At 37.0% G+C, this 26,793-nt stretch carries 27 protein-coding genes, 1 tRNA gene and 1 pseudogene; 13 read left to right on the forward strand and 16 right to left on the reverse strand.

Annotated elements, in window-relative coordinates; genetic code table 11:
* Both ACYSNQ_RS13190 and ACYSNQ_RS13195 read left to right on the forward strand, forming a co-directional pair.
* Positions 1–479: glycoside hydrolase family protein (locus ACYSNQ_RS13190; protein WP_426084042.1), on the forward strand; the 479-nt coding region annotated here is incomplete at its 5' end.
* Positions 480–706: 227 nt separating this feature from the next.
* Positions 707–1,030, forward strand: a pseudogene (locus ACYSNQ_RS13195) (transposase); the annotation flags it as partial.
* 230 nt (positions 1,031–1,260) lie between these two features.
* Here ACYSNQ_RS13195 and ACYSNQ_RS13200 read toward each other — a convergent pair.
* Entirely contained in the window at positions 1,261–1,848 is a 588-nt protein-coding gene (locus ACYSNQ_RS13200; protein WP_426084043.1) for a peptidylprolyl isomerase, read from the reverse strand.
* 212 nt (positions 1,849–2,060) lie between these two features.
* Between ACYSNQ_RS13200 and ACYSNQ_RS13205 the strand changes: the two genes are divergently transcribed.
* Entirely contained in the window at positions 2,061–3,080 is a 1,020-nt protein-coding gene (locus tag ACYSNQ_RS13205) for an NAD(P)/FAD-dependent oxidoreductase (RefSeq protein ID WP_426084044.1), read from the forward strand.
* A 70-nt stretch (positions 3,081–3,150) separates the two neighbouring features.
* On the opposite strand, the gene ACYSNQ_RS13210 is transcribed toward ACYSNQ_RS13205, so the two are convergent.
* Complete coding sequence (locus ACYSNQ_RS13210) at positions 3,151–3,393, reverse strand: DUF1450 domain-containing protein (protein ID WP_426084045.1); 243 nt, start codon at positions 3,391–3,393, stop codon at positions 3,151–3,153.
* 80 nt (positions 3,394–3,473) lie between these two features.
* Here ACYSNQ_RS13210 and ACYSNQ_RS13215 point away from each other — a divergent pair, with 80 nt between their 5' ends.
* Positions 3,474–3,980, forward strand: a complete 507-nt coding sequence (locus ACYSNQ_RS13215; protein WP_426084046.1) for a phosphatidylglycerophosphatase A family protein — start codon at positions 3,474–3,476, stop codon at positions 3,978–3,980.
* Positions 3,981–4,113: 133 nt separating this feature from the next.
* On the opposite strand, the gene ACYSNQ_RS13220 is transcribed toward ACYSNQ_RS13215, so the two are convergent.
* The 3 genes from ACYSNQ_RS13220 to ACYSNQ_RS13230 form a co-directional block, all read right to left on the reverse strand.
* Positions 4,114–4,977 (reverse strand): hypothetical protein, encoded by an 864-nt coding sequence (locus tag ACYSNQ_RS13220; RefSeq protein WP_426084047.1) that lies wholly within the window; start codon positions 4,975–4,977, stop codon positions 4,114–4,116.
* 26 nt (positions 4,978–5,003) lie between these two features.
* Complete coding sequence (locus ACYSNQ_RS13225; protein WP_426084048.1) at positions 5,004–5,747, reverse strand: CPBP family glutamic-type intramembrane protease; 744 nt, start codon at positions 5,745–5,747, stop codon at positions 5,004–5,006.
* 249 nt (positions 5,748–5,996) lie between these two features.
* Entirely contained in the window at positions 5,997–7,799 is a 1,803-nt protein-coding gene (locus tag ACYSNQ_RS13230; protein WP_426084049.1) for a glycerophosphodiester phosphodiesterase family protein, read from the reverse strand.
* Between the two features lie 556 nt (positions 7,800–8,355).
* Here ACYSNQ_RS13230 and ACYSNQ_RS13235 point away from each other — a divergent pair.
* Entirely contained in the window at positions 8,356–8,547 is a 192-nt protein-coding gene (locus ACYSNQ_RS13235; protein ID WP_426084050.1) for a hypothetical protein, read from the forward strand.
* 230 nt (positions 8,548–8,777) lie between these two features.
* On the opposite strand, the gene ACYSNQ_RS13240 is transcribed toward ACYSNQ_RS13235, so the two are convergent.
* Complete coding sequence (locus tag ACYSNQ_RS13240) at positions 8,778–8,981, reverse strand: hypothetical protein (protein ID WP_426084051.1); 204 nt, start codon at positions 8,979–8,981, stop codon at positions 8,778–8,780.
* Between the two features lie 1,048 nt (positions 8,982–10,029).
* Here ACYSNQ_RS13240 and ACYSNQ_RS13245 point away from each other — a divergent pair.
* The 4 genes from ACYSNQ_RS13245 (at position 10,030) to ACYSNQ_RS13260 (ending at position 13,125) form a co-directional block, all read left to right on the forward strand.
* On the forward strand, positions 10,030–10,401 hold the full coding sequence (locus tag ACYSNQ_RS13245; protein WP_426084052.1) for a helix-turn-helix domain-containing protein: 372 nt from the start codon (positions 10,030–10,032) through the stop codon (positions 10,399–10,401).
* A gap of 595 nt (positions 10,402–10,996) precedes the next feature.
* Complete coding sequence (locus ACYSNQ_RS13250) at positions 10,997–11,902, forward strand: helix-turn-helix domain-containing protein (RefSeq protein WP_426084053.1); 906 nt, start codon at positions 10,997–10,999, stop codon at positions 11,900–11,902.
* Positions 11,903–12,077: 175 nt separating this feature from the next.
* The gene (locus tag ACYSNQ_RS13255; protein ID WP_426084054.1) at positions 12,078–12,254 is read left to right on the forward strand and encodes a hypothetical protein; all 177 of its coding nucleotides are present in this window, start codon (positions 12,078–12,080) and stop codon (positions 12,252–12,254) included.
* Between the two features lie 652 nt (positions 12,255–12,906).
* Positions 12,907–13,125 (forward strand): helix-turn-helix domain-containing protein, encoded by a 219-nt coding sequence (locus tag ACYSNQ_RS13260; RefSeq protein ID WP_426084055.1) that lies wholly within the window; start codon positions 12,907–12,909, stop codon positions 13,123–13,125.
* Between the two features lie 109 nt (positions 13,126–13,234).
* Here the strand turns inward: ACYSNQ_RS13260 and ACYSNQ_RS13265 are convergent.
* The 4 genes from ACYSNQ_RS13265 to ACYSNQ_RS13280 form a co-directional block, all read right to left on the reverse strand.
* Positions 13,235–13,307: transfer RNA gene (locus ACYSNQ_RS13265), tRNA-Lys, on the reverse strand.
* A gap of 167 nt (positions 13,308–13,474) precedes the next feature.
* Positions 13,475–13,603 (reverse strand): FeoB-associated Cys-rich membrane protein, encoded by a 129-nt coding sequence (locus ACYSNQ_RS13270; RefSeq protein WP_426084056.1) that lies wholly within the window; start codon positions 13,601–13,603, stop codon positions 13,475–13,477.
* Positions 13,604–13,607: 4 nt separating this feature from the next.
* Positions 13,608–15,761 carry a ferrous iron transport protein B gene (gene feoB / locus ACYSNQ_RS13275; RefSeq protein ID WP_426084057.1) on the reverse strand — a complete coding sequence of 718 codons (2,154 nt, stop codon included), beginning with the start codon at positions 15,759–15,761 and terminating at the stop codon, positions 13,608–13,610.
* 3 nt (positions 15,762–15,764) lie between these two features.
* On the reverse strand, positions 15,765–16,232 hold the full coding sequence (locus ACYSNQ_RS13280; protein WP_426084058.1) for a FeoA family protein: 468 nt from the start codon (positions 16,230–16,232) through the stop codon (positions 15,765–15,767).
* Between the two features lie 605 nt (positions 16,233–16,837).
* On the opposite strand from ACYSNQ_RS13280, the gene nrdH reads away from it, so the two are divergent.
* The 4 genes from nrdH (at position 16,838) to nrdF (ending at position 20,727) form a co-directional block, all read left to right on the forward strand.
* Complete coding sequence (gene nrdH / locus ACYSNQ_RS13285; protein ID WP_426084059.1) at positions 16,838–17,062, forward strand: glutaredoxin-like protein NrdH; 225 nt, start codon at positions 16,838–16,840, stop codon at positions 17,060–17,062.
* Positions 17,063–17,064: 2 nt separating this feature from the next.
* Positions 17,065–17,442 carry a class Ib ribonucleoside-diphosphate reductase assembly flavoprotein NrdI gene (nrdI, locus tag ACYSNQ_RS13290; protein ID WP_426084060.1) on the forward strand — a complete coding sequence of 126 codons (378 nt, stop codon included), beginning with the start codon at positions 17,065–17,067 and terminating at the stop codon, positions 17,440–17,442.
* Positions 17,423–19,582 (forward strand): class 1b ribonucleoside-diphosphate reductase subunit alpha, encoded by a 2,160-nt coding sequence (gene nrdE / locus ACYSNQ_RS13295; protein ID WP_426084061.1) that lies wholly within the window; start codon positions 17,423–17,425, stop codon positions 19,580–19,582. Before nrdI ends, nrdE begins: the two co-directional genes overlap by 20 nt.
* A 182-nt stretch (positions 19,583–19,764) precedes the next feature.
* The gene (gene nrdF, locus ACYSNQ_RS13300) at positions 19,765–20,727 is read left to right on the forward strand and encodes a class 1b ribonucleoside-diphosphate reductase subunit beta (RefSeq protein WP_426084062.1); all 963 of its coding nucleotides are present in this window, start codon (positions 19,765–19,767) and stop codon (positions 20,725–20,727) included.
* A gap of 58 nt (positions 20,728–20,785) precedes the next feature.
* On the opposite strand, the gene ACYSNQ_RS13305 is transcribed toward nrdF, so the two are convergent.
* The 6 genes from ACYSNQ_RS13305 to nagB form a co-directional block, all read right to left on the reverse strand.
* Positions 20,786–21,448 carry an HAD family hydrolase gene (locus tag ACYSNQ_RS13305; protein WP_426084063.1) on the reverse strand — a complete coding sequence of 221 codons (663 nt, stop codon included), beginning with the start codon at positions 21,446–21,448 and terminating at the stop codon, positions 20,786–20,788.
* Between the two features lie 460 nt (positions 21,449–21,908).
* A complete protein-coding gene (locus tag ACYSNQ_RS13310; RefSeq protein ID WP_426084064.1) occupies positions 21,909–22,577 on the reverse strand; it encodes an HAD family hydrolase in 669 nt (222 codons plus the stop codon).
* Between the two features lie 326 nt (positions 22,578–22,903).
* On the reverse strand, positions 22,904–24,016 hold the full coding sequence (locus tag ACYSNQ_RS13315) for an AI-2E family transporter (RefSeq protein ID WP_426084065.1): 1,113 nt from the start codon (positions 24,014–24,016) through the stop codon (positions 22,904–22,906).
* A gap of 426 nt (positions 24,017–24,442) precedes the next feature.
* Positions 24,443–25,189, reverse strand: a complete 747-nt coding sequence (locus tag ACYSNQ_RS13320) for a tyrosine-protein phosphatase (protein ID WP_426084066.1) — start codon at positions 25,187–25,189, stop codon at positions 24,443–24,445.
* Positions 25,190–25,199: 10 nt separating this feature from the next.
* Entirely contained in the window at positions 25,200–25,907 is a 708-nt protein-coding gene (locus tag ACYSNQ_RS13325; protein ID WP_426084067.1) for an MgtC/SapB family protein, read from the reverse strand.
* Positions 25,908–26,063: 156 nt separating this feature from the next.
* The gene (gene nagB / locus ACYSNQ_RS13330) at positions 26,064–26,765 is read right to left on the reverse strand and encodes a glucosamine-6-phosphate deaminase (RefSeq protein WP_426084068.1); all 702 of its coding nucleotides are present in this window, start codon (positions 26,763–26,765) and stop codon (positions 26,064–26,066) included.
* Positions 26,766–26,793: the final 28 nt, after the last annotated feature.

Below are 26,793 nucleotides of genomic sequence, written 5' to 3' on the forward strand. Positions count from 1 at the left end.
TTACTCGTTCGTTTAATCAAAATCAATTCGATGCGATGGTAAGTCTTGCCTATAATTGTGGTACTGGAATTTTTACAGTAGATAATTGGGATAGAAATGCTTCCGATAGTTACATTACGGAATCCTTCCCTAATTATATCAACGCAGGATCAGAATTTGAAGAAGGTTTACGGCGCCGTCGTCAAGAAGAAATTAGTCTATTTAACACACCCGTAAGTGGTAGTGAAATTACAAGAAAAGGAGAAACGACTATGCAATGTATTTATTGGAAACCACGTGCAGGAGTACCTGGACAAGAGGATGCTTATTATTTTGATGGAAGTGTATCGAAGCACTTGGGACATTTGGATCAAATTAAAATTTTAAAATCCATTTATATGGATAATAATGGAAAAGCGATGCCAGAGTATCACTTTAGTTCATCTGTACCTTGGCATATACGACTTGAACAAATTTCAGGAATCAAGCCTGTTTCATGAATGATGGGCTAAAATAACAATTGAAAAACTATTATAAAAATTGTGATAGCAGGACTGCAGATATTCTTCTGTTTTAGAAATAGCCTATAGTCTTAATATAAGGAAGTGGGACAATAGTCAGAAGAAAATCTGATTATTGTCTCACTTTTTTAATTTTAGGGTACACAAAAAGCACACAGCCTTGTATGATTAAAGTGACCAAACCCAATCAAAAGGAGCGTGCTTTTATGTTTAAAAATTATACCATCAATCAAACGATTTTACCATTAGAGTTGGAACAGTTTATTCCCGAAACAGATGTCGCTTTTGCGGTTAATGCCTTAGTCGAAGCCATGCCGCAAACACTCTTTAATAAATTAGAAGAACAATTAGGCCGACCGGCCTACCACCCGAAGATGCTATTAAAAATTATTCTGTATGCGTATACTCAGCGTGTCTTTTCTGGTCGGAAAATGGAATTTCTGTTGGATGACAGCTATCGTATGCGCTGGTTAGCGAACCACGAACAAGTCAGCTATCGCACCATTAATCGATTCAGAAGTCAGGAGACATTGGACATCTAAAGGCTCATTTGGCGTTCCATCGTTTCCATTTACGTGGAAAACAAGGAGCGAAGATTGATGTTGGTTTAGCTCTCATGGCACTAAATCTAAGAAAATTAGGAAAATATATGGAGAGAAAGAGAAGGGAAGAAGAAAAAACAAGCCCGATTTTGACATTCATCATCAAAATCGAGCTTGTTTTCTTTTTGAGAGTGGATTATGTCCCACTCCCTTTATCTTTAGTCGGTGATTTCTACCGTATCAATTACAACATCAAATGTCGGACGGTCCTGCGCATCACGTTGGACACCAGCAATCTCATCCACTATATCCAAGCCTTCAGTTACATGACCAAATACAGTATGGCGGAAATCAAGCCATGGTGTTCCACCGTTTTTATAGGCTTCGATGATTTCTTTTGGAAAACCAGCGCCTTCCAGCTGCTCCAACATATTTGCCGGCATTTCAACCTTGTTTACAATAAAGAACTGACTACCGTTAGTATTTGGTCCAGCATTAGCCATGGATAAAGCACCACGTAAATTAAAGACTTCTTTTGAAAATTCATCTTCAAATTTTTCGCCGTAAATACTTTCACCGCCCATTCCTGTTCCAGTTGGGTCGCCGCCTTGGATCATGAAGTCTGGAATTACTCGATGAAAAATCACACCATCATAATAGCCTTTTTTTGCTAACTCGACAAAGTTTTTTACTGTTTTAGGTGCTTGTTCCGGGAAAAGCTGAATAGTAATATCTCCTCTATTCGTCTTTACTACCGCTTTTGGTCCTGATACATTTTCTAAATTCAACTGTGGAAATTCACTCACAAGTAGTTCCTCCTTAAAAATGATTATTGTTTTATCATACCTAATCTCAGCAAAAATTACCATTTTCTTTTCTTAGAATCTTTAAAACTTTTTCTTATTCACAAACTATTACTTGCTTTTTTCCTGTACAAATGCTATTTTGTGAAAAATGATTGAAACGTAACTTGTTTATTTTATCCGATAATTTGTTCGATGAATTTGGAGGAAATGTAATGACCCATACAACTGAGATTTATGACTTAACAATTATAGGCGGCGGTCCTGTCGGACTTTTTGCTGCTTTTTATGCCGGTATGAGACAAGCTAAAACAAAACTGATTGACAGTTTACCTCAATTAGGAGGACAATTAACAACTTTGTATCCTGAAAAATACATTTATGATGTACCCGGATACCCAGCAGTAAAAGCAGCCGATTTGGTCGCTAACCTGGAAAAACAGTTGGAAACATTTGACCATGATATTTTTTTAGAGGAAGAGGTCACAAACCTCACTCAAAAAGAAGGACACCTTGAAATTGAAACCAATAAAGGCACCCACTACTCCAAAGCGGTTATCTTAGCTATCGGAAATGGTTCCTTCCAGCCCCGGCGTCTGACTATTGATGGGGCAGATACTTTTGAAGATCAAAGCATCCATTATTTCGTAAAGGATTTAAGTACTTTTTCCGGTAAAAAAGTTGCAATTGCCGGCGGTGGTGATTCTGCAATTGACTGGGCTTTAATGCTGGAGCCTGTTGCTGAAGAAGTTTCAATTATTCATCGCAGGCCAGAATTCCGCGGGCATGAACATAGTGTGGAGAAACTAAAAAGCTCTAGCGTTCAAATTCTCACCCCTTATATCATTGACGAGCTGCTGCTTGAGGCTGGTTCATTTTACGGTATTCAGCTAAAACATGCGAAGGAGAAGCAGGTGCGTAGGCTTTCAGTGGATTCTTTAATTGTCAATTATGGATTTACTTCTTCTTTAGATCACTTAAAAGACTGGGGATTGGATATATCCCGTCATTCAATTAATGTTGAGTCTGATATGTCCACAAACATTCCCGGAGTTTACGCGGTTGGGGATATTTCTACTTATAAGGGAAAAGTAAAATTGATTGCCACTGGTTTTGGCGAAGCACCGACTGCGGTTAACAACGCACTGCATTTCATCCAGCCGGACGCACGGACTCAACCGATGCATAGTACCAGTCTATTTGAGAAAATTAATCCTGAAGTTTTTTCAGGCTAATCCTACAAAAATAAACAGATGAAGATCCTTTTAGCAGGTATCTTTATCTGTTTATTTTTATTTAGCTTTATTACATCATCTCATTCTGCCATTGATAAATAGCCTCTTTCACTTTCTCTAACAGCTCTTCCGGTGTTTGTCCGCTAATTCTTTCTCCCTCAAATAATACATAAAAGCTTTGCGCGCATAGTACACACTCATTTATGCAGGAATAAGTGATGAGGTCGCTATTTTCATTTATAAAAGGATTCTCCAGCAGCAGTGATCCGCCTTTTGCCAAGTTTTGTTCACAGCACTCAATTAATGGATTCATTGTTCTTCCCTTGCTTTTTAGGATATATTTAGTATACCATTGTTGTATTATAGTAAAAAAATCACGTTGGAGGAAATAATATGGTTATTCAGGGGAAAACATTAGAAGAAACAGCTCGTGCATTATTAAAGCAGAGAGGTGTGGAAATAGAAGATATTGCTGATTTAGTTATGTTTTTGCAAAAAGACTATGTAGACAAGCTGGATATAGAAACCTGTATTGAACATGTCGAAGCAGTTTTATCGAAACGAGAAGTGCACAACACCATTATCACCGGGATTCAGTTGGATATACTTGCAGAAGAGAAAAAACTACTCCAGCCCCTTCAGCAGATTTTGTCTGATGATGAAGGACTTTATGGAATTGACGAAATTTTGGCTTTATCTATTGTAAATGTTTATGGTTCAATCGGCTTTACCAACTACGGTTATATCGATAAAGTGAAGCCTGGTATTCTGGCTAAGTTGAATTCTCATGACGGCGTTTCTGTTCATACATTTCTTGATGATATTGTAGGCGCTATAGCCGCTTCAGCTGCCAGTCGTCTAGCTCATTCTCAGCCAGATAAAAGCAGAATTACGCAATAGTAAGTAAAAGAAGTATAGCGAAGCCCCCCTATTTGACTGGCAAGCTGGATAGGGGGGCTTTTAAGACCCTGTTTATTTGCTTTTCAAGAACTGGAAAATAGCCAGTTTGACTAGTCTTCCATTCCTTTTTTCATCAACGAGCTGAAACCGCCATTTGTATAGCGCGTAATGCGTTAAAGTGATATATTTTATAGACAACGTTTTGCTTTTGCCAAATGACACTGTTGGTCTGATAGTCGCCGTTTTCACCAACCTCTAAACTGATTTTCCCATCAGTATCTGGTGCTGGCAAAGCATTCTTTTCCAAATAGTTAACAACTTCTTTCGCTAAAGAAACAGGATCTTCCCCTTCAATATTTGAAGCTTTTACAGTAAGATTCCAATTCCCCTCTGCCCATGTCAAGTAGCTGGATCCAGCTGCTCCCTGCATATATCCCGTCAAACCAAAGCCAAGATCGACTGGATTTCCACCTGAATCACTAAGCTTATCAACCGCGGCTTTTGCTTCTTCGTTCGTACCAAACGTTATTTTTTCAAAAGAAGCAATCGGCTTAAGCTCGTTTAATTCCTTGCTGTTCAGTCCAATCGGATGATTTTCAGCATAGTATAAAATTCGGTAGTTTGCTTGGTCTTCCGATGGCGTTGTGGCTGCACTGACATAGTTTGGTGTACTCGCTGTTAAAATCTCTGAAGGCAGTGCATCAGCTGGAAACAGCTTAGTCAGACTATTTAATATACTGTTCGCCTGGTCCTCCGGAGTAGCTTCATTTGCCTGTGCGGATGTTTCACTCGTTTGAGAACTCCCCTCTATAGTACTCCCTGATTTTGCTGTTGATTGCTTTGTTTCTGATTCAGACGACTCTTTACTACTTGTTAAACTAGTCTCACTACTGCTTTTGTCGGTTGAATCCTTTGATTTATCATTGGAATTGCTGCATCCAACAATTAGCGCAGTCAAAAACACTAAACTGCCTATTAGTAAATAATTCTTTTTCATGACTTTTCCTCCTAAACTAAAACGTATTAACTCAAGAATGCCGCTGTAAAGATGAGCATATCATATAAATAATGAACAAAATAAGAAATCCAAATATTCTTCGTTTGGATATAAGGCAATGTCAACACCATACGGCTGCCGCCTATGAGAAACACACATTGAATAATATTCCAATCATACGTGGGCAGATGAAGCAATCCAAAGACTACGGATGAAACAATCCAAGCGATAATTACTGCTGTTTTCCTCCTTAACTGCCAACGAGCAACCATTAAATGAAGGACTGCTAAAAAAGGGATGATTGCTAGAAATTCTTCACCGAACAACTGAAAAATTTCCTGGAATCTTAGAAGTAAATATTCCATTAGAGCTGCTTTACCTTCTGAATTTGTGGCTGCTGGATTATCGGCCAAAGTGCCACTCAGCAGTTCAATAATACCTCCAAGTAAAGAAGCAAAAAGAATCGCCCCCAGCACATAACCTATGACCAGCAGGATTTCTTTTGGATAAATTCTCCTAAATAGCTTTTTCCAGTCTTTACCAACTGCTAAAAATAACCCCAAGAAACCAGATAGAACTAAAACGATTCCACTAAAAAGCTCATTTTCATAGATAGAAAGGCTTGGTATATAAACCACTGTTAAAGACAAAAATCCTAAAAAAGGAAATAGCAGCATAACTAACCATTGCCAACCTGCAACGCTATACGGAAGATTCCTGTAAAAAGGGAAGTCATCATCTTTTTTTTCAAACCAAAAATACTCTTTCATGGTGTTCCCTCCATTGTTTTTTCTATAATAAATTCTATAAAAATTTTTTTATCCTGCAAAATGACATTTTATAGAAAAAATAGTCCTTTCGCTCACTTTTTAATAGAGTTTATCTTTAATTGAAGGATAGCACACATCTTTTTTTTAGAAAAAAGAAAGGCATTTGTTTGGACACAGCTACAAAAAGTTCTGACATGCAATAGCTGCTCCCGCATATCAGAACTTCATCAGTAATTTTTAAATAATTGATTAATCAAAATCTGTCGTTAAATTATCAATCCCTAAAGCCTCCATCTGTGGAAATTTATCCCGCGGTACGCCCCAAAGGTTAACAGATAGACCTTTTTGCTGTGCTTTTGCGATTAAATCTGCTGTTGAAACTGCAGGATTATATTTGATATCTAGTCCAGCATTCACACCTAGAGCAGCTGCTTCTTCAATCATTTTTACATTCAGATTTTCACTTAACAGTTGAACCTGTAGTTGTGGAAGTCTGCTCTTCATTTCTTTTAGATTTTCATAATTGAAAGAAATGACAACACCTCTTTCAGAGAAGCCGTATTGATCAATTAATTGCGTAAGGTGATCATAGTCTGCTGCTGCTACTTTCTCTGTCTTAATTTCTATAAATGGAATGCCTTGCTTGCTGCCCATGATGCTGAGAAACTCTTCCAAAGTGGGAACCACTAGCTGTTCCTGACTATAAGTAGAAACATTCGAGCCGGATATTATTCTGTAGCTTCGGATTTGTTCCAAGGTTAAATCACTGATATTTCCTTTACCATTAGTCATTCGATCAATTGTACCATCGTGCATTACAACCCACTTCTTATCCTTGGTCAAACGTATGTCTGTTTCCACGCCCCACGTATCTGCTTGCTCAAAAGATGGAATTGAATTTTCCGGGGCTGCTTGATGATTTCCCCGATGAGCTACATAACGAATATCTTCCATCATCTCATTTACCTGAAGTCCATCAGCTGGGATATAGCCGGAATCCGTTCTATAAATTTTCTGTTCAGAATTGTAAACAATTCCTTTGATATACGCCATACTATTCGAAGAAACTTTTTTTATTTCATTTGTCAACTGTCTGTCCTTGAACAATGCAGTATCCCCCTGAACACGGATTCTGACAGGATAATTCATATTAATCTCGGCAGTTCCAGCTGCTGCATGAGCCTGTAAACCATTTGCGCTTGTCAGATAGGCTTCTGCTGTATACACGCCATTGCTAAAGTCAAAATCTTCGTAGTCCATCCGAACCTGATAGGTTTCATCATCCTGCCGTTTTCCCTCATACCATCTCAGGTCACTTTGGTCTTCCTTTGACCAGACAGAAACCTTGATTTCTGCCACAGGAGCTTTACTATCAACTGTGACTCTTACATCGAATTGACCTTTGTCTGTACGTGTTGGATCAAGTTCCGCCGTGATGCTGGGTTTATCCACCTTAAACTTCCCTAACTCTGTTTGCTCAATGCGTCCGCTCTTTTTGTTCACAATAATATCTGCATAGTAGCTTCCAGCTTCTTGATGATTCTCAACTAAAATATCACTTTGCCATTTTTTTGTCTCAGCATCATAAACTGCATCATAGAGCTGCAAATCATTCTGACCATTCTGTTCACCCCAGACAGGGAATTGCACCGAATCAATTTGACGCAAACTGGAAAGCTCTGCCGTTATCCGATAGACCGTTTGACCATTACCTATATCTACTAACTGGAAAACAGGCTTTGAGTTAGGATAGCTTATTCCTATTCCATTTGTTTTCTCTTTCAATAAAGTTTCCAGATACTCCTCTTGATAATTAGGATTTACACTAATTCCTTCATCATCGCCCGCAGATTCAGAGATAAGCATCGGAATCTGGATAATCTCTTCTTTCGAAAGCCGATATCCTTCATGACTAGGCCAAGCTGCCTCCTCTTGATAATCCAAATTATTAAACAACAAATACCCAAAAAGTATTCCACCCAACAAGAACAATCCGCAGCTAATTAAAAGCTCGTACCATTCACTATGTCTTTTTTCTTTCTTGTGCTTCATAAAAAACCTCTCATAAGTATGTCAAATTCTATCATTAAAACCTATTTGATTTATATTCTTCACCAGATACTTTCTACCAGCTAATCTCAATTAATTTAGTTTCTCTTACTCATATCTTTTCTATTATACATGAGAACTTTATAGAACCCAACTTACTAAGGATAACTTTTACACTTTCATTTTCCTTACAATTATTCAAGCGAACATACATTGTTACAGACCTAAAGCTTTAAATCGTTTATATTCCTCAATACACTGAGGCAACTCTTCCGATAAAAAAACAGACTTAAAAACTCAAGCCTGCTTTCTTTCTATTTTGATAACATACGTATTACTTCTTCTATTGCGGCAGCAATATGATCCAGGTGCTTTTCTTCTCTTATCTTTTTAATCTCTTCAATGTGGTCTATTCGTTTTATCCTTTCAAACAAAAGCAAACGGGGGTTGAGACAGAAACGATTAGCTTCAAGCACCAATTAGATACTTTTCAGCATCTGTTCTACTTACGCAGTGAGCAGTCACAGTGATTTAAAGCAATAAGTCGGAAATTATGAAAATGACAGGAAACACGAAGGTAAACCATTCGATGTTGACCGATTCCTATCTGGTGCGCCAAAAACGTTTACTAAATTTCGGCTTATTGTCGAAAAAGCTGCTTCTGCGGTTACTCGTTGCAATTCAGTGCCCATATGTGTTACTGTCTCACCATTTATGCGGATTTAAGCGTACGAAAAGTCTGGGAATTTAGTTATGTTCCATCCGTCTGTCATTTTCTACGTAATGCCTTCCTAGCCAAACATTATTTTAATTATCAATGTTAGGTTGACTGTTGCATAATCTTATTTCCACAAGTTGCAGCTAGGAAAAAGCTTATTAGACGATTAATAACTATTTCAGCGAGTTCCTTAAGCTGCTCATCTGAAAACTCAACTACTTTTTTACTGTCAAATTTATACCCCCTTTCGATGACTCTTCATCTTACTTTCCTTCTATGTTTTTTAATTCCAGATTGGAAACCTCTTTTTTTACAAAATCCAAATATTCTCTAATAACCTCTATTGTCTCCAGTGGGCTAAGATATGACGAATAGTAAATGCTGCTAATACTATCTAGCACTTCTTTATAATCATGTTCTTCAATTGCGAAGCATAAAGCCATTTGTTGTTTCTTAGAAAGTTCCATTCTCCAATCCCCCTACATACCATTGTCAAATATCTTGATGAATTTTTATCGTTCACCTTATTCTGGCTAGACCTAGATATTTTCTTTCGCTTTCCTCGTCTGTCTCTAACAGTCTTCTCTGTTATACCTGTGTGGAGAATAATATCTCCTTCAGCATATCCACCACACCTTATTATTTTTTCTCTAATGAATAACAGCTTTCCCTATCTCCCTCACCAATTACTTCTGTTACATCAGAATGTTAATGCAGTATACGAGGGTGATAAATGTTGATACTACAGCGTTTCATTCGTTGTGACCAGCCTCTGGGAGTGTTATAATCTAAGTACGAATTCAGATTAGCAACTCTCGCTGGGTTGCTACGAAAACCTTGTTTTCGGACAAGTTTTTTTGTTTGATTGCATTTCTCATTCCTTTCAAACAACCTTCTCTAGATTCTGCTACTTCCTTCTCTAGATACTCGATTCTTTTCCAAATCCAATGATGTCCTTTCCTGTGTTCAAACCACAAAGGTGATTCTCATCGATTTTGAATGTAGGATTTCCATAATCAAATTTCACAAGAAAACGAAGAGTAACTAACGGCTTTAAAATTGTGCCCTGTTTTTCTTCAAAATATTTACGTGAGGTTGCAACAAAAATGTTTAGCTCTGAAAACCAAGTAGGTATTGTTTAACATCAGCTCGTCCCTCACTTGTTTCACAACAATAAGAAGGATCAGCGGATTGTTAATAATGCAACATCACTTTTTCCTCCTATGCTGCTTATTTATTGAACATTTCTTTTATCAAAGCATCTTTTCCTTTATATTTTTGCTTCTAGCCCGTCCAACTATATAGCCCATAATGAACTGCTAAACTTCCACATCCATAGAAGTAAACTTTTTGTGCTGTTTGTTTCATTTGCTCAATTGTTGCTTTTGTCATGTTCTTCACCTCCAGACTCATATCGCCTTTGACAACATATTAATCGACTTAGAAAACTTTGTCAATACAAAAGTTGACTAAGTTTACTTTTTCTGTTTAAATATTTACTAAGGAGATGATGAAATGCTAAATAGACTAATTGAGTTACGTAAATCTTTGCGATTGAACCAAGAAGATTTTGGTACAAGGCTAGGAGTAACTAAGTCAACTGTTTCAAACTGGGAGAAAGGGAAGCGGATTATCCCAGAATCCACACGTCGTTTGATGATAAAGGAGTTCAATGTAGACCCCCTATGGCTGGATACTGGAAAAGGAAATATGTTTTCTGAATCAGAAGATGCAATAATGAGGCTGTTTGATGAGGTTAACTTTGGGGATAATGAATTCCATAGAAATCTATTCCGAGCTTTTTCAAAATTTGATAAATCCGAATGGGATGCGCTTGAAAGTATGATTGACAAGATAAATGCAGAAACAAAAAAACAGACTGATTAATCAGCCTGTTTATAGTAATAACTAGTAATAGTATAGATTTTTTTTATTAAATGTATATCTTTTATCTGATAAAGCATTTTTATAATATATTCAACATATTCTTTCTCAGACATTGAGTTACTTTCATTACTCAGTTTCATGATAACAACCCCTTATAATTTATGATTAAGGGCTTAGTTAAATAACAGGATTTTTTATTTAAATTAATATTCAGTGTTTTGCTCCATAGATATCTGACATACTTTAAACGTAGGTTTCTACAAAGCGGGAGCAGCACTAGCTATGTGCTTTTACATGATGGTCAATCTGTGAATGTGCTCCTGTTTTTTCGTGTCTACGGACTTACTCCGATGATGCATGGTACCCTGCTGATTAAAACCATAATTGCATCCATCTAAAAACCTCCTTTTTATATTGCTATATTCGGATTGTAGCAAATCATTAAAGGAAAATAAATAGAGGATGAGTGTTTATAACAAATTAGAATAAAATAACATACATATTATTAACAATACTCCCATTTTTATGATTATTCGCCATTTTCCTGATAAATTTATTCTTGTAAGTTATATTTTTATAAAAAAGGGGGATTTTTTTGAAAGTTGGAGAAGCCTTAAGTTTCTTTAGAAAGAACATGAACTTGACACAAAAAAGTGTCCGACCTGATTATATGAAACAACCCACTCTTTCAAAAATAGAAAACGGCAAGCAAACAGTGCCTTTTGAAGAGATAAGAGATATTTTAAAGAAGGCAGGAATTGGCCAAGAAGAATTTTTTTCTGTTGTTGAGCTTGACGAAGAACAGAATAAATTTCGGTTGCTATTTTATAATTGTTCAGTTAATTCAAGTGATTTGCAGTCAAAAGAAAAGTTACTTTCCATATATTATGATTTAAATAATCGGAGCAATCTTAACATACAGGAATACTCAAATCTTGTATCAATAAAGATTCATTTGGGCCATCGCTTTAAAGAAGTTACTCCTCTATCAAAAAAAGATATGCACAAAATATACCATTACCTATCAAATAAAAGTTTTTTTACTCATTTTGACTATGTTTTACTAAGCGATACCATTTTCATTTTTGACGATACACAGATTGACCTCCTTTCAAAAGCGGCATATCCAATTAAATATTGTCATTTAAGAAATCAGAAAACTAGATTGTTTGTTCTTAATGGAGTAACTAATATAATCACAAAGTATTTATTTGAGAGAAATTATTTGTTGGCTGAGAGGTATATTGACCTAGCGAAATCTATGGATTCTGGTGTAAAGGATTACCACTATCATCTAAACATTGGATATTTACATAATATGTATTTGTACTTAACCACAAAAGAGTATCACTACCAAAAAGTCGCTAGAACATTTGTTGAAACTCTGCAAAATATGGGAGAAACATTATGGGCTGAACAGATGGAAAGTGAAATAAATCGTTTACTAAATCCCGAAATCAATGAATATCAGACTAACATGATAGATACAACAGATTTTTAAACAAAAAATACGCATTCCCGACCAGCCAAAACTATTGAAGAGCAAAAAGAACAGTCTCTAGAAGATCTTTATTTTACAAAAAACGAGTTATTGAAATTTCTAAAGCATGTTGAATTTCATACAGGTATACTACTTGACTACTCCAAAAACAAAAAAGTCTAACAGAGTTATTTTAGTGGATAAGGTTGTTTTAGAACAATTAAGTGTTATGCAATTTGAGCAAGAAGAGATTAAAAAAATCTTTCCTGCTTATCATGATAAAAATTTTGTTTTTACCAAGCTAGAAGGGAACTTCTGCGGTTATCCGGAATCAAGAAGAGCAATAGGTTTCTGTCTAAAAAGATACCTGTAAAAATTAGTTAATAGTAACCCCCTTACGCTTCACAAGTTTAGCCACACCGCGTAAGCTTACTCCTAGATGCTGGTATTGATTTACAAGCGATACAAGAACGAATCGGACACGAAGATTCTAAAACAATGAGAAAGGTGTATCTTCATATTACAAAAGAAGTAAATAAACAAGCGGTACAACGATTTGCACAATTAATGAACACGGAATCAAAATAGCATAAAAAGAACAATGATACCCAGCATGATATCATTGTTCTTTTTTCATGCCTTTTTCCGATTCTTCAACTCTTCAATCTGTCCTTCAGTCCTTTGTATCGAATTGCCAAACTCAAAATGGAACGCATGAAATAATTGAGAGCACGCATGATATTCTTTTACTATCTTCTTTTTATTGACTGGATTACTTTTCTCACTAAAAAATCATCTAAAATTTTAAGAGGTTAATCCCAAGAACTCAATCGCTCTAACAAATCACTAATTTCATGAATACCTTGATAACTAATTTCTTTTATCGGTTGTTTATTTCTAGTGATACCCGTTTTTATACTATCCATCAGCATTCTACTTATTTTTACTAATGGTGACCACCTGTATTCTCATTTCACTATCCGATGTCTCTATAGACAACAATAAAAAAGAAAGATGGGATACTTATGGATAGAAAAGTAAAAATATGTTTGAAAGAACTTTTTAAGGAAAGAGGAATATCTCTTAGAGAATTAGCTCGTTTATCAGATATTGAACCATCAATCATTAACAAGTTAGCAAATGGAAAAAGAGAGAAAATCTATCTACCTCATATCGAAAGAATTGCAGATGCTTTGGATATTGATGACATTTCTAAAATTATCAAACTCGTTAAAGACGAATAAATAGATTGAGGTCAAAATGTGGTCAAAACAAAAAAAGAGAATGCGTACTCCATCTTCTAAACGTCCGAAGACGCCGACAGAATACCATTCTCGTGGGTTTGGCACCCAATGGGCCGTGAGGGGCTCGAACCCGCGACCCGCTGATTAAGAGTCAGCTGCTCTACCAACTGAGCTAACGGCCCAAACAATACTTAACTATTGTAGCACCACAGTCTCACTTATTCAAGTGAAATCTCTATTAAAATTTGAAAGATTCTACTCACTATTTTTCTCTGTTTAAAATTGCGTGAAACAATCAACCCCTTCTCTGTCAGCAGCCAGTTTTACACTGACAGAGAATCCTTCTATCTCATTCCTGTTCTTTCTTCACTGGACAAGTTGTATGACAGTCTGTACAGTCCTGTCCCTTTTTCATTCGACTATAGACGATATAGCCGGCGCTGCCGAAAATGATAACAGCTAAAACAATCGTTGCCATATTCCTACCCCTTTTCCGTGATTGGAAGAACGCCTACTGGTGTCTTTCCTAAATTCTTTGGCTTTCTAATTAATAAATAAATACCTGTGAAAATCAAGATAATAGCGAGCAATGTGCCAAATCCCAAAGTACCGTTTTCAAAAATCACATGACCAATTTGGTAAATGATAAAGCTAACGACGTAAGCCAATCCGCATTGATAGCCGATTGCCCCTGCCAGCCATTTCAAATCTGGCAATTCCCGGCGAATAGCTCCAATCGCAGCAAAGCAGGGCGCACATAACAAATTGAATGTAAGGAAAGAATACGCAGCTACTGGTGTAAAAGCACTTTGCAGCGCCTGCCAATACTCCTGACCGTTCTCAGATACTTCTTCTACATGTCCAAATAAAATCCCAAAAGTTCCAATCACATTTTCCTTCGCTACTAATCCAGTGATTGTCGCAACCGCCCCTTGCCAGTTACCCCAGCCTAATGGCGCAAAAATTGGTGCAATTAGACGACCGGCTGCTGCTAGAATACTTTGGTCGCCTTCGGCTTCCTGAAGAGTGAAGGTATAGGTGGAGGTAAACCAAATAATGATACTAGAGACAAAAATAATGGTTCCCGCTTTCTTAGCAAATGCTTTACTTCTATCATATGAATAGCGGATAACATTTTTCAGCTGGGGTAAATGGTAGGCCGGCAGCTCCATAATAAAGGGAGCTGGATCACCAGCAAAGATTTTGGTTTTCTTTAAGCCAATCCCCGAAAGAATAATTGCTCCAATACCTAAAAAGTAAGCTGACGGAGATACCCAGCTGCTGTTTGGAAAAAATGCGCCGGCAATCAGTGCAATGATTGGCAGCTTAGCTGAGCAGGGCATAAAGGTTGTGACCATGATGGTCATATGACGGTCTTTTTCATTTTCAATGGTCCGGCTAGCCATCACACCCGGGACGCCGCAGCCAGTAGCAATCAGCATGGGAATAAACGATTTTCCTGATAAGCCAAATTTTCTGAACATTCGATCCATCACAAAAGCAATTCTTGCCATATAACCACAATCCTCAAGAAAGCCCAGGCATAAGAACAGCACAGCTAATTGAGGTAAAAACCCTAAGACTGCTCCCACACCAGCAAGGATTCCATCCAATATCAGACTCTGCATCCAGCCAGCAACCTGCCAGTTATCCAGCCACGACTGAACAGTATTAGGAATAATCGAACCGAAAAGCTCTTCATTGACCCAGTCAGTACCTAGAGTACCTATGGTCTGAATTGCCAGATAGTAGACAAGCCACATAACTAGTGCAAATATTGGCAGGGCTAACCAGCGGTTAGTCACAATTTGATCAATTTTATCGCTTAATTTTAGTTTCAGTTCATCTTCCTCAATTGCACACAAAGCAGTAAGACGAGCAATGAAATCATACCGTTCATTAATCACAATCGTCTCACTATCATCATTAAAGATTTTTTCTGTTATTTTAATAATTTCTTCAATTTCTTTCTGCTGCTCACTATTTAGCCGCAGTGTTTTTTGTATCTGAGGATCTCTTTCAAAAAGTTTCACACTATAAAAGCGCGCCTGTTTTTTCGAAACCGTCGTACCTAAAACACCAGTGATTTCATTTAATGCAGCCTCTAGGCGTTTATCATATTGAGGATAATTTATTTCCTCAGCTGATTCAACTTGCTGCAGTGTTTTTTCCACAGCCTCATCCAAATTTCTTTTTTTGACCGCACTGATTCCAACGACTTTGGTTCCTAAACTGTACGCCAGCTTCTGAAAATTGATTTGTTTTCCACTTTTTTCAACAATATCCATCATATTTAGACAGACAACCACAGGAATACCTGTTTCGATTAGTTGTGTCGTCAGATATAGATTTCGTTCGAGATTCGTTGCATCTACTATATTAAGGATGGCTTCCGGTTGTTGTTCCAGCAGAAAATCTCTGGCAATTACTTCCTCCGGTGTATAAGGTGAGAGCGAGTAAATACCCGGCAAATCCTGAATCAGCACATTCTTCTTCTGTTTCCATTTTCCTTCTTTGCGCTCTACAGTCACTCCCGGCCAGTTTCCAACATATTGATTGGCACCCGTTAGTCCGTTGAAGGCTGTCGTTTTTCCACTATTCGGATTCCCTGTTAATGCAATTTGGCACTCGTTCATTTCTTACCCCACTCTCTTTATTAAAACCAGCTCTGCTTCATTTTTTCTAAGCGTCAGTTCATACCCTCTAAGATTGATTTCAATCGGATCTCCTAAAGGAGCTCTCTTTCTAACCAGTAATTCGACATTTCTAGTTATCCCCATGTCCATCAACCGCCTGCGAACTGCCCCCTGACCATGAACACTAATAACGGTTGCCGTCTCTCCAACCTCTAGCTGATCCAAAGACAACCAGCTCTCTTCTTCCAGAATTTCTTCATCTATTATAATTTGTTCTAATACTGATTTACTCAAGGCAATCCGACTGTTATGAAGGAGGATAATGCCATTTCCATTAGAATAGCTAACCAGTGCAATCTTACCGCCTACAATCAATCCCAGGTTATTTAAGTGTTTTTTTGTTTCGTCAGAGACAGTGAGTTCTTTTACTATATATACCGTATTGATTTCAGCATCTACTAAAGTCAGCATCTAAGTTCCTCCTTTTTTTGTGAAAAAGTTTCAATTCCAGCTTCATTGGGATTGATAATCATTATCAATAAGAATACTCCTTCTATATATAGTTGTCAATATTACACCACTTAAAACCCTCAGAATATTAACGATAACCTGCCAATTTTATATCTTTAAAAAATGAATTTTAGTAGATTAACGTGCGTTTCCTTTTGCCTGCCTATTTACTATAGGAGCTCATTTAACGAAGCTGAAATAACAGACTTATAAGATTAGAGGTTCGTGCATTGAATATTTTTATAAAGTTTATACACAAAAAGTAACTTTTTAGCTAATCCTATTTTTCGTCTAAAAAATAGTGTCTCTAAAAAAACTGACCACTATATCTTGTATTTTAGACAGCAAATTTTTTTCAAAAATTTTTTATTTTCGTCAATTTATAAAGATAAAAAACCTCTTTTTCTCGGGAAAACTCTCATAGCGACTGGTTTTCATAAATCTTAAAAAAACACAAAACATAGTATCTAACAAAAAAACGACCACAATATGTAGTGCCTAAGTGTTGACTTTTTCCTAAAGAGATTTATACTAGTGAATGTAGATTAATCAAGGGGGCAAAAAAAATGAACGTAAAAATCTTTTCTAAAAATAATTGTATCCAATGCAACATGGCAAAACGCTTTTTAAATGAAAATAACATTACTTTTGAGGAAGTAAATATCGATAATCAGCCTGAGATGATTGACTGGTTAAAGGAACAAGGATATCAAAGCGTTCCAGTGATTACTTCTGATGCCACTACAGTTGTCGGGTTCCGTCCTGATCAATTGAAGCAATTGGCAAATTAATTATGAAAATAGTCTATTTTAGTGTGACCGGACAGACCAGACGCTTTATAAAAAAATTGGATTTGCCAGCTTATGAAATTGAGCCTGCGAATCCTTTTTTTGAGATAAACGAGCCGTTTGTTTTGATTGTCCCTACTTATGATATAGAAATTACTGAAGTTGTTAATGATTTTCTGGATTACAAATCCAATAAAGACTTTTTACAAGGCGTAGCCGGAGGCGGCAACCGTAACTTCGCTGAGCTTTTTATTTATACGGCAAAAGACATTGCCAGAGATTATCATGTACCGCTAGTTTTCTCCTTTGAATTCAGCGGAACAACCGAAGATGTCGAATCCTTTAAGAAAGTAGTGAGTGAGATTGAGTTTAAAAGAAATTAAAGATGTTAGCTATTTCAAGTTAAATAACGAAATCAATCGTCCTGTCAACGGACAAATTCCTTTAAATAAGGATGGCGAAGCCCTGAAGGCTTTTTTTAATGAAAATGTTTTACCTAATACTAAAAAATTTGCTAATGTATCAGAAAAAATCAGCTATTTAACTGAGAATGATTATATTGAAAAAGGATTCATCAAGAAATATTCTTTAGCATTTATTGAATGTTTGTATCAGTTTCTAGCAGAACAAAACTTCCAGTTTAAATCTTTTATGGCTGCTTACAAATTCTATTCTCAATATGCATTGAAGAATAATGCCGGGACAGAGTATCTGGAATCGTATGAAGACCGTGTTGCTTTTAATGCGTTGTATTTTGCTGATGGAAATGAAGAGCTGGCCATAAGTCTTGCAGATGAAATGATTCATCAGCGCTACCAGCCTGCCACACCGTCATTCCTAAATGCCGGCAGACAACGTCGTGGCGAGCTGGTCTCTTGTTTCTTAATTCAAGTCACAGATGATATGAACAGCATCGGCCGTTCAATCAACTCTGCACTACAGTTATCAAGAATTGGCGGCGGTGTTGGAATCACTCTTTCTAATTTAAGAGAGGGCGGTGCTCCAATCAAGGGCTACGAAGGCGCAGCGAGCGGTGTAGTACCTGTTATGAAGCTTTTCGAAGATAGCTTCAGTTATTCTAATCAGCTTGGTCAGCGGCAAGGTGCCGGCGTGGTTTACCTGAATGTTTTCCATCCTGACATTGAAATGTTCTTATCAACAAAAAAAGAAAATGCAGATGAAAAAGTTCGTGTAAAAACTCTTTCTCTAGGTGTATTAGTACCTGACAAATTCTATGAGCTAGCTCGTAAGAATGAAGAAATGTATCTTTTCAGCCCTTACAGTGTGGAGCGGGAATATGGTGTTCCTTTCTCTTATGTAGATATTACTGAGGAATATGATAATTTGGTAGCCAATCCGAATATCCGTAAAACAAAAATCAAAGCACGAGATTTGGAAAATGAAATTTCCAAGCTGCAGCAGGAATCAGGCTATCCTTATATTGTTAATATTGACACAGCAAATAAACAGAACCCGATTGATGGAAAAATCATTATGAGCAATCTTTGTTCTGAAATCCTACAGGTACAAACACCTTCTGTTATTAACGGCAAGCAGGAGTACGAGGTTATGGGAACTGATATCAGCTGTAACCTAGGCTCTACAAACATTGTTAATTTAATGGAAAGTCCCGATTTTGGAAAATCAGTACGTGCGATGACTCGTGCATTGACCTTTGTAACAGATTCATCTGATATTGATGTTGTTCCGACTATTCAAAACGGCAACAAGCTCAGCCACACAATCGGTTTAGGTGCAATGGGGCTCCATACCTTCTTTGCCAAAAACCACATGGAGTATGGTTCGGAAGAATCATTGGACTTTACAAATATCTATTTTATGCTCCTAAATTATTGGACGTTGGCTGAAAGCAATACAATCGCTAAAGAATATAATCAGTCCTTCCATAACTTTGAAAAATCAGCTTATGCTGACGGCACATATTTTGATAAATATATCAATGGTGATTTTACCCCTCAATTTGATAAAGTAAAAGAAATTTTTAAAGGAATTTTTATTCCATCAGCGGAAGATTGGGAACAACTGAAAAATGCTGTTATGCAGGATGGTTTGTATCACCAAAACCGATTGGCAGTCGCTCCAAACGGATCAATTTCTTATATCAATGATACAAGTGCCAGTATTCACCCGATTACTCGTATGATTGAGGAACGTCAGGAAAAGAAAATCGGAAAAATTTACTATCCTGCACCTCATCTTGCTAATGATACGATTCCTTATTACACCTCAGCGTATGACATGGATATGCGTAAAGTAATTGATGTTTATGCTACTGCTCAGCAGCATGTGGATCAAGGAATGAGTTTAACGCTCTTTATGCGTTCAGAAATTCCAGAAGGTCTGTATGAATGGAAAGAAACAACGAAACAGACAACCAGAGATTTAAATATTTTACGCCATTATGCTTTCCATAAAGGCATCAAATCAATTTATTACGTACGGACTTTCACTGAAGATTCTGAAGAAATTGGTAGTAATCAATGTGAAAGCTGTGTCATCTAGGACAACCTAATGATCTACAACCGGCTGCAAACTGGACAACCTTGGACTGCGAATCATCGGCATGCTTCCAGTAAGCACCATGGTCTAATAGAAAGTTATTAGAGAGAACGTGCTGATTAACGCTCCTCTTATCTTGCTTCAGCCGGTTTACTTTGATTATTTAGGCAGAAAGGAAGAAAACTATGGCAACTTATTATGAAGCGATTAATTGGAACGCAATTGAAGATATCATTGACAAATCAACCTGGGAGAAGCTGACTGAGCAATTTTGGCTGGATACCCGTATTCCTTTATCTAACGATTTAGATGACTGGCGTACACTTTCTGAGCTAGAAAAACAAACAGTAGGCTATGTCTTTGGCGGACTGACATTACTGGATACCGTTCAATCTGAAAGCGGTATGGACCAGCTTCGCAAAGATGTTCGGACTCCTCATGAGGAAGCTGTACTAAATAATATTCAGTTTATGGAATCTGTCCATGCAAAAAGTTATTCCTCTATCTTTAGTACTTTAAATACAAAAAAAGAAATTGACGATATCTTTGAATGGACAAATACTAATGTCTATTTGCAGAAAAAAGCAGAGCGCATCAATGAAATCTACAAAAATGGAACACCTTTAGAGAAAAAAATTGCCAGTGTTTTTCTAGAAACATTTTTATTCTACTCTGGTTTTTATACACCGCTATATTATCTTGGCAACAACAAACTGGCCAATGTTGCAGAAATTATCAAGTTGATTATCCGCGACGAGTCCGTTCATGGAACCTACATCGGTTATAAATTTCAGCTTGGCTTCAATGAATTAGCCGAAGATGAACAAGAAGCGATGAAAGCTTGGATGTACGACTTACTTTATGAATTATATGAAAATGAAGAACGTTATACAGAAGAATTGTATGATGATCTCGGCTGGACTGAAGAAGTAAAAACCTTCCTGCGTTATAATGCCAATAAGGCCTTAATGAACTTGGGGATGGACCCAATGTTTGGCGATACTGCCAACGATGTGAATCCAATTGTTATGAATGGTTTATCTACTGGAACTAGTAATCATGACTTCTTCTCCCAAGTAGGAAACGGCTACCTGCTGGGGCAAGTAGAAGCAATGAAAGACGATGACTATCTGATTGGCTTAGACTAATTAAAAAGCGTTTGGACATTTAATTATGTCTCAAACGCTTTTTTTGGTGATGCGTTGATTATTGTTCAGAAAACCACCTCTTTAAGTCCGACATTCTGAGGTTTGAAAAACTGGAAATAACCTGATCCGCCTGACTAAGGTCCTGTGCCGGGTACTCAGGATTCTTAAACCCTACGCAAAACATACCCGCCCGTTTTACTGCCAGACTGCCGTTTTTTGTATCTTCAAAGGCGAGGCAGTTTTCCGGCAAAACATCTATCTGTTTAGCCGCTTCCAAAAATACATCTGGCGCTGGTTTAGAGTTTTCCACCTCTTCTCCGCTGACTAAGGCATCAAAGCAAGGAAGTAAACCAAGCTCTTTCATATTATAGAGGATCTCCTTTTTAGGCGAGGAAGAGGCCACGGCTATTTTTATATCCTGCTTTGCTAAATGACGAACCAATGGTACTGCATCTCTAATTCCACGAATTCCATCTCTTTTTATCATCGTCGCTCGGCGACTATTCATTTCTTTGATGTAGGATTCAACTGAATCCGGCAGTCCAAGCTCCTCTTTCATTTTCTGCCACATAAATTCAAAAGTAGTTCCCATAAATTGATACTGATAGCTGATATCTTTCAAAAAGCCAGCATCTTTCAGCATTTCAGTTTTGGACTCTAAAAAAGTGTACTCAGAATCAACCAATACACCATCCATATCAAATATTATCCCTTTAATCATCCTGGTTCTCCCGTCATTCGTATTCTTTTTTATTTTCTATCGTATTATCTCATGACTTTTGATTGAATTAAACACTCGTTTACTTTGAAGAATCCGGAATGAAAGCAAAAATATCTCTATATCAATTTATGTTAGCATAATAAAAACTAAATGAAAACTTGGAATTTGGAATAAAAAGCAGAAATCACTGTTTCTATTTCTTCTTTTATTTCGAAGAAGAGCTGTCTATTTGTATGTCTATGAATACTCTAGCATTTTTACCAACAGACAAGCCTTTTTTTAATGGACTATGGTTTGAGATGATTTCCTTCACTTGGTATTCCTTCTTTACGTTTGGTTAATTAAAAAGTGCTGGTTGGATTTTCCTTAAGAGGTTTCCACCAGCACAGCGTATTACAAAGCTATAGAGCTTCGATGTATCGGTTAGAACAAGCTGATACATTCGAAAGATTGAAGAGCTTTATTTTTTATTATTAATAAAGGATCGATTTAAATCTTTTAGTTCGACCTCTGAAAAACTTGAAATTAGTTGATCAGCCTGGCTTAAATCTTGTGGAGGATAATTATCATTTTCTACTCCAACACAGAACATTCCGGCTTTTTTTACAGCGATACTTCCATTATGAGAATCTTCAAATGCCAAAGATTCTGCGGGAGCAATCTCGATTTGCTTAGCTGCTTCTAGAAAAACATCTGGGGCCGGTTTAGAACGATTAACCTCTTCACCGCTGACTAATGCATCAAAACAATCCCGAATACCTAATTCCTTCAGATTATGAATAATATCCTTCTTTGGAGAAGAAGAGGCAACTGCCAACCGTACATTTTCTTCTGCTAGACGATGAATAAATTCTACTACGCCTTCAATGGGCTTCAATCCATCTCTTTTAATAATTTCTTTTCTACGTGCAGTCATCTCTTTGATGTAATCTTCTACAGACCCGGGAAGCGATAAGTCTTCTTTAATCTTTTTCCACATAAATTCAGACGTAGTTCCCATAAATTGATAATGATAGCTGATACCAAGAGGGAAGCCTACATCCTTCAGCAACTCTGCTTTTGATTCTAAAAAGGTGTATTCTGAATCAACAATCACGCCATCCATATCAAATATTATTCCTTTAATCATAACAGTCTTCCTTCTTTCCATTTTTTGATGTCAGATAAATCCTACTTAATTGTTTATCCAATAAGCTTGCTTTAATAGAGATACTTAGCTTTCAGAGTAGCTATTATCGCCTTTCCCAGCGTTTCAGTATAGCTTCTCATTTATTTAGTAGGATTTATTTAACTGGAAAGTATTATCTCATCCTATTTTAATAATTCAAACAATATTGCTCATTTCCTGAAATTTTCTTAAATTATTTCAGAAAATGAGCAAATGTTTTGATTTTTAGTGAGTATAATAAAAAATACTTCCCGCATCACTTAAAACGGATGCAGAAAGTATCTCACTTAATTATTCAAATCAGTCTCTATTTTAGTTTCTTTTTTTAGAAGATAAATTTTGCGGATATTCAGCACTAATGTTTTAATTACTGCATAAACAGGTATACAAATCAGCATCCCGATAATTCCGCCAATACTTCCTGCAGCAATCAAAATTAAAATAATAGTCAATGGATGAATACTCAGCGATTTCCCCATAAGAAGAGGCTTAATCAAATTACCATCAAGCTGCTGAATAATTAAAATAGCTAAAGCAACATATAAAGCCTGCCATGGTGAAACGAATACACCGACTAAAACTGCCGGAACAGCTCCGATAAAGGGTCCGACATAGGGAATGATATTCGTCACGCCGCAAAATACAGCTAGCAGCAATGTGTAAGGCTGATTCAATATCGTCATAGCTACAAAGCTCAGCACACCAATAATCAGCGCATCTAGAATCGTGCTGCTGATATATGCAGACAACGTTTGATTCATTTCCTGAACAGTTTCTCTTAGTTCTTTACGAATACTTTTAGGAAAGAAATGAGAGGCAGCATCCAAAAATTTATGGCCATCTTTAAACATAAAGAACAGGATAAATGGAACTGTGAATAAAAGAATGAAAAACTGCATCAGCACACTGACAATTTTCGATAAACTATTTGTCACGCCAACAATAGCAATATTAAGGATATTACTGACAGTAATGTTTGCTTGAGACAATTCTTCCTGAAGATTAAATCCCTTCAAAGCCTCCTGTTGACTTAATTCCACCAGCCATTTATTGATTTCCTCTGCATAAGCCGGAATAGACTGACTTAATTCTAAAAATTGATTAACAAGCTGTGGTACTACATTCATCACAATGAGAGCAATCAATATCATCAATACGATCAATGTTATAAAGAAACCTACCAGCCTTGGAATCTTCTTTTTCTCCATAAAAACAACAATCGGCTCAAACATATAATAGAAAAATCCCGCAATCAGCAGTGGTAAAAATAAAGCTGAAATCATCCCCAAAACTGGTGTAAAAATGTTTGGCATCCTCATTAAAAAGAAAATACCGATAATCGTTAAAACTATTTCTACTGTCCAAAATAATAATTTGGACTGCTTAAACAAAGAACCCATTCAACCAAAACCCTTTCCCAAAAAACAATAATTACCCATATTTTAACATTATCAACTTCTACAAAATATTCTTTTTCAGTATTTTCTACATACTTTATAAAAAATTATGCTTTCATTCGCAAAAAATACTTTATAAAAAAGAGATTGAAGCATAACTAAATCCCCAACCTCCTCTTTCTCTAAAATTCAAATTAACGGTGGCTCAGAATCAACTTACTACACTTCGTTCCGATAGCACCAACTTCTAAGTGCTAAAAGCACTAAGAGTTGAAGTTTTCGGAAATAAGCCAAATTTTCTTTAAACTTTGTATAGTTACCCTAAGAAAGTCCTTCTTATTACTGAGAAAACAAAGTGAGGTATGAGCGAATCTTTCTCAGTATCTGCTTAGTTCGCAAAGCTTAACGCTTCTGCCTCAACCGATTTCCCTATTCAGCATACATCTGCTTCAACAGCTGAACATCACTACTGCTTAGCTTTAAGATATCCTTTGCATACTCAGAAACATTTCCAAAATTCTGATCAATCAGCTGATAGGCATAATCCAAATATTCTTTTTTGACTTCCATTGCCACTTTGATTCCTGCCAGCTGCTCTTTTGTCAGCCCTCGTGAAGCTGCCTCTGCTAAAAATAAAGCGTTAGGCTTTTGACGTTGAATGTTTGTATCTAAATAATCTTTATAGATTGTCTCTTTTGATACCTCCAACAACTCCAATGTCAGGGCAGCTGCAACACCAGTCCGATCTTTCCCTGCAAAACAGTGGAACAGTACACTTCCCTGCTCCGTCGAAAGCAGCTGCTGAAAATATTCCCGGTATCCCTGCTGAGCACCTGTATTTAAAATGAGATTCTCGTAAATATCCATCATATGCTGATCCACAGCGCCAATATCGGAAACATCAAACAAGTCCTCCATGCTAGCATTATGGTGAACTTCCTTCATGATATCAATCCACTGATAGGAAACATTCGCCAGCTGATCATCCGGACGTTCATTAATTTCCTTTTCTCCTCGTAAATCAATAATTTTAGTCAGTTCATGAGCCTCCAGCACCTTTAAGCTCTTTTCATCCAGCTGATACACTTCCCCAGAGCGAAGTAGCCGCTTGTGTTTGACTTGTTTTCCATCTTTTGTTTTGATGCCGCCTAATTCTCTAAAATTTGCAAGTTTCATTGTTACCTCCCTAAAGACTTACTAAACGTAGTTTAGTGATATTTTCATAGATAGAAAGATCTTCTATTACTTCCGCGTAGGTCATTCCCTTCGCCAGCTCAATGGTATAAATATTCGTATAGATTCTTGCTGGACCACTTAAGTCTACATCGAAATTGACATCACTGACTTCAATACCATGCTCTGTAAAATATTGAGTAATAAATTCCTTTGTCTCCTGTTTATGGATATATCGAACCTCAAGTTTTTTTATGCTGGGCACATGAATTACTTTTTTGACTAATGTCAACGCCATAAAGATTCCAACAAAACTAGTCAAAGCAATTGAGTAATAGCCCATGCCAATTGCTATTCCCAAACCAGCGACTGCCCAAAGCGATGCTGCTGTTGTTAGTCCTGTAACTGAACGCTTTGTTACAATGATTGTTCCAGCTCCTAGAAAGCCAATACCGCTGACAACCTGTGCAATCAGTCTGGCCTGATCCGATCGTATCACACCACTCAACTCAGGATATGTCATTGCATCCTTCAATGCAGAGATTGCAATCTGATCCTGTATCAATGCGATAATCGTTGCGCCCATACAAACTAATATATGGGTGCGCATTCCAGCCGGTCGATTCTTGTACTGCCGTTCAAATCCGATGATACCGCCGATTGCCAAAGAAATAGACAGACGCAGAATTATCTCCGGCACTGTTAATTCCAATGTACTCAATTCTCTCACCTTTTTCTATAAACCTTGTATTTCTTAATTATAGCACTAATATCAAAAAAATATGAACGCCTGTGGATAATATTTTTTTGCAGATGTTTCTTTGGAATGGAAAAAAGAGCCGAGTAAAAACTCAGCTCTTCTAATTATTCCTATCTTTTACAGCTTGCTTGCTGCTGCTTCATCGATGATTACAACAACATCTTCGTGGTCTTGTAAAGCACTTGCCGGCATATCAATTGTTACAGGTCCATCTACCATTCCTTTAATCGCATCAGCCTTTGCTTCGCCGTATGCCATTAAAATCATTTTCTTACCTTTCATAATTGAGCCAATCCCCATTGAAACAGCTGTTGTCGGTACATCTTCAACTTTATCAAAGTAACGTTTGTTTGCATTGATTGTAGATTCTGTTAGTTGTACAACGTGTGTCAGGCTATCTAAAGGAGTGCCAGGTTCATTGAAACCGATATGACCATTTTGACCAATTCCTAGAATTTGAATATCAACTGTATGGCTATCAATAATCTCTTCGTAGCGCGCACATTCTGCATCTAAATCTTCTGCTTTACCGTTTGGTACATAGGTGTCTTTAAACGGTTTCTTACTAAATAGCTTTTGATTCATAAAATAGCGGTAGCTCTGTTCATCTTCTCCGCCTAAGCCAACGTATTCATCTAAATTGATAGAAACCATATTAGAAAAATCAAGGTCGCTCCCTACCATTTCATGGTAAAGTGTTTCCGGTGTACTTCCAGTTGCCAAGCCTAAAACCTTTGCTCCCTTTTCCATGCCTTCTTTAATCAATTCAAACGCTTTTTTTCCGCCTTCTTCTGCATTTGCTACACGAATGATTTTCATTTATGACAATCTCCTTTACTTCTTTCGT

This window comes from Enterococcus sp. LJL51 (genome assembly GCF_054871795.1).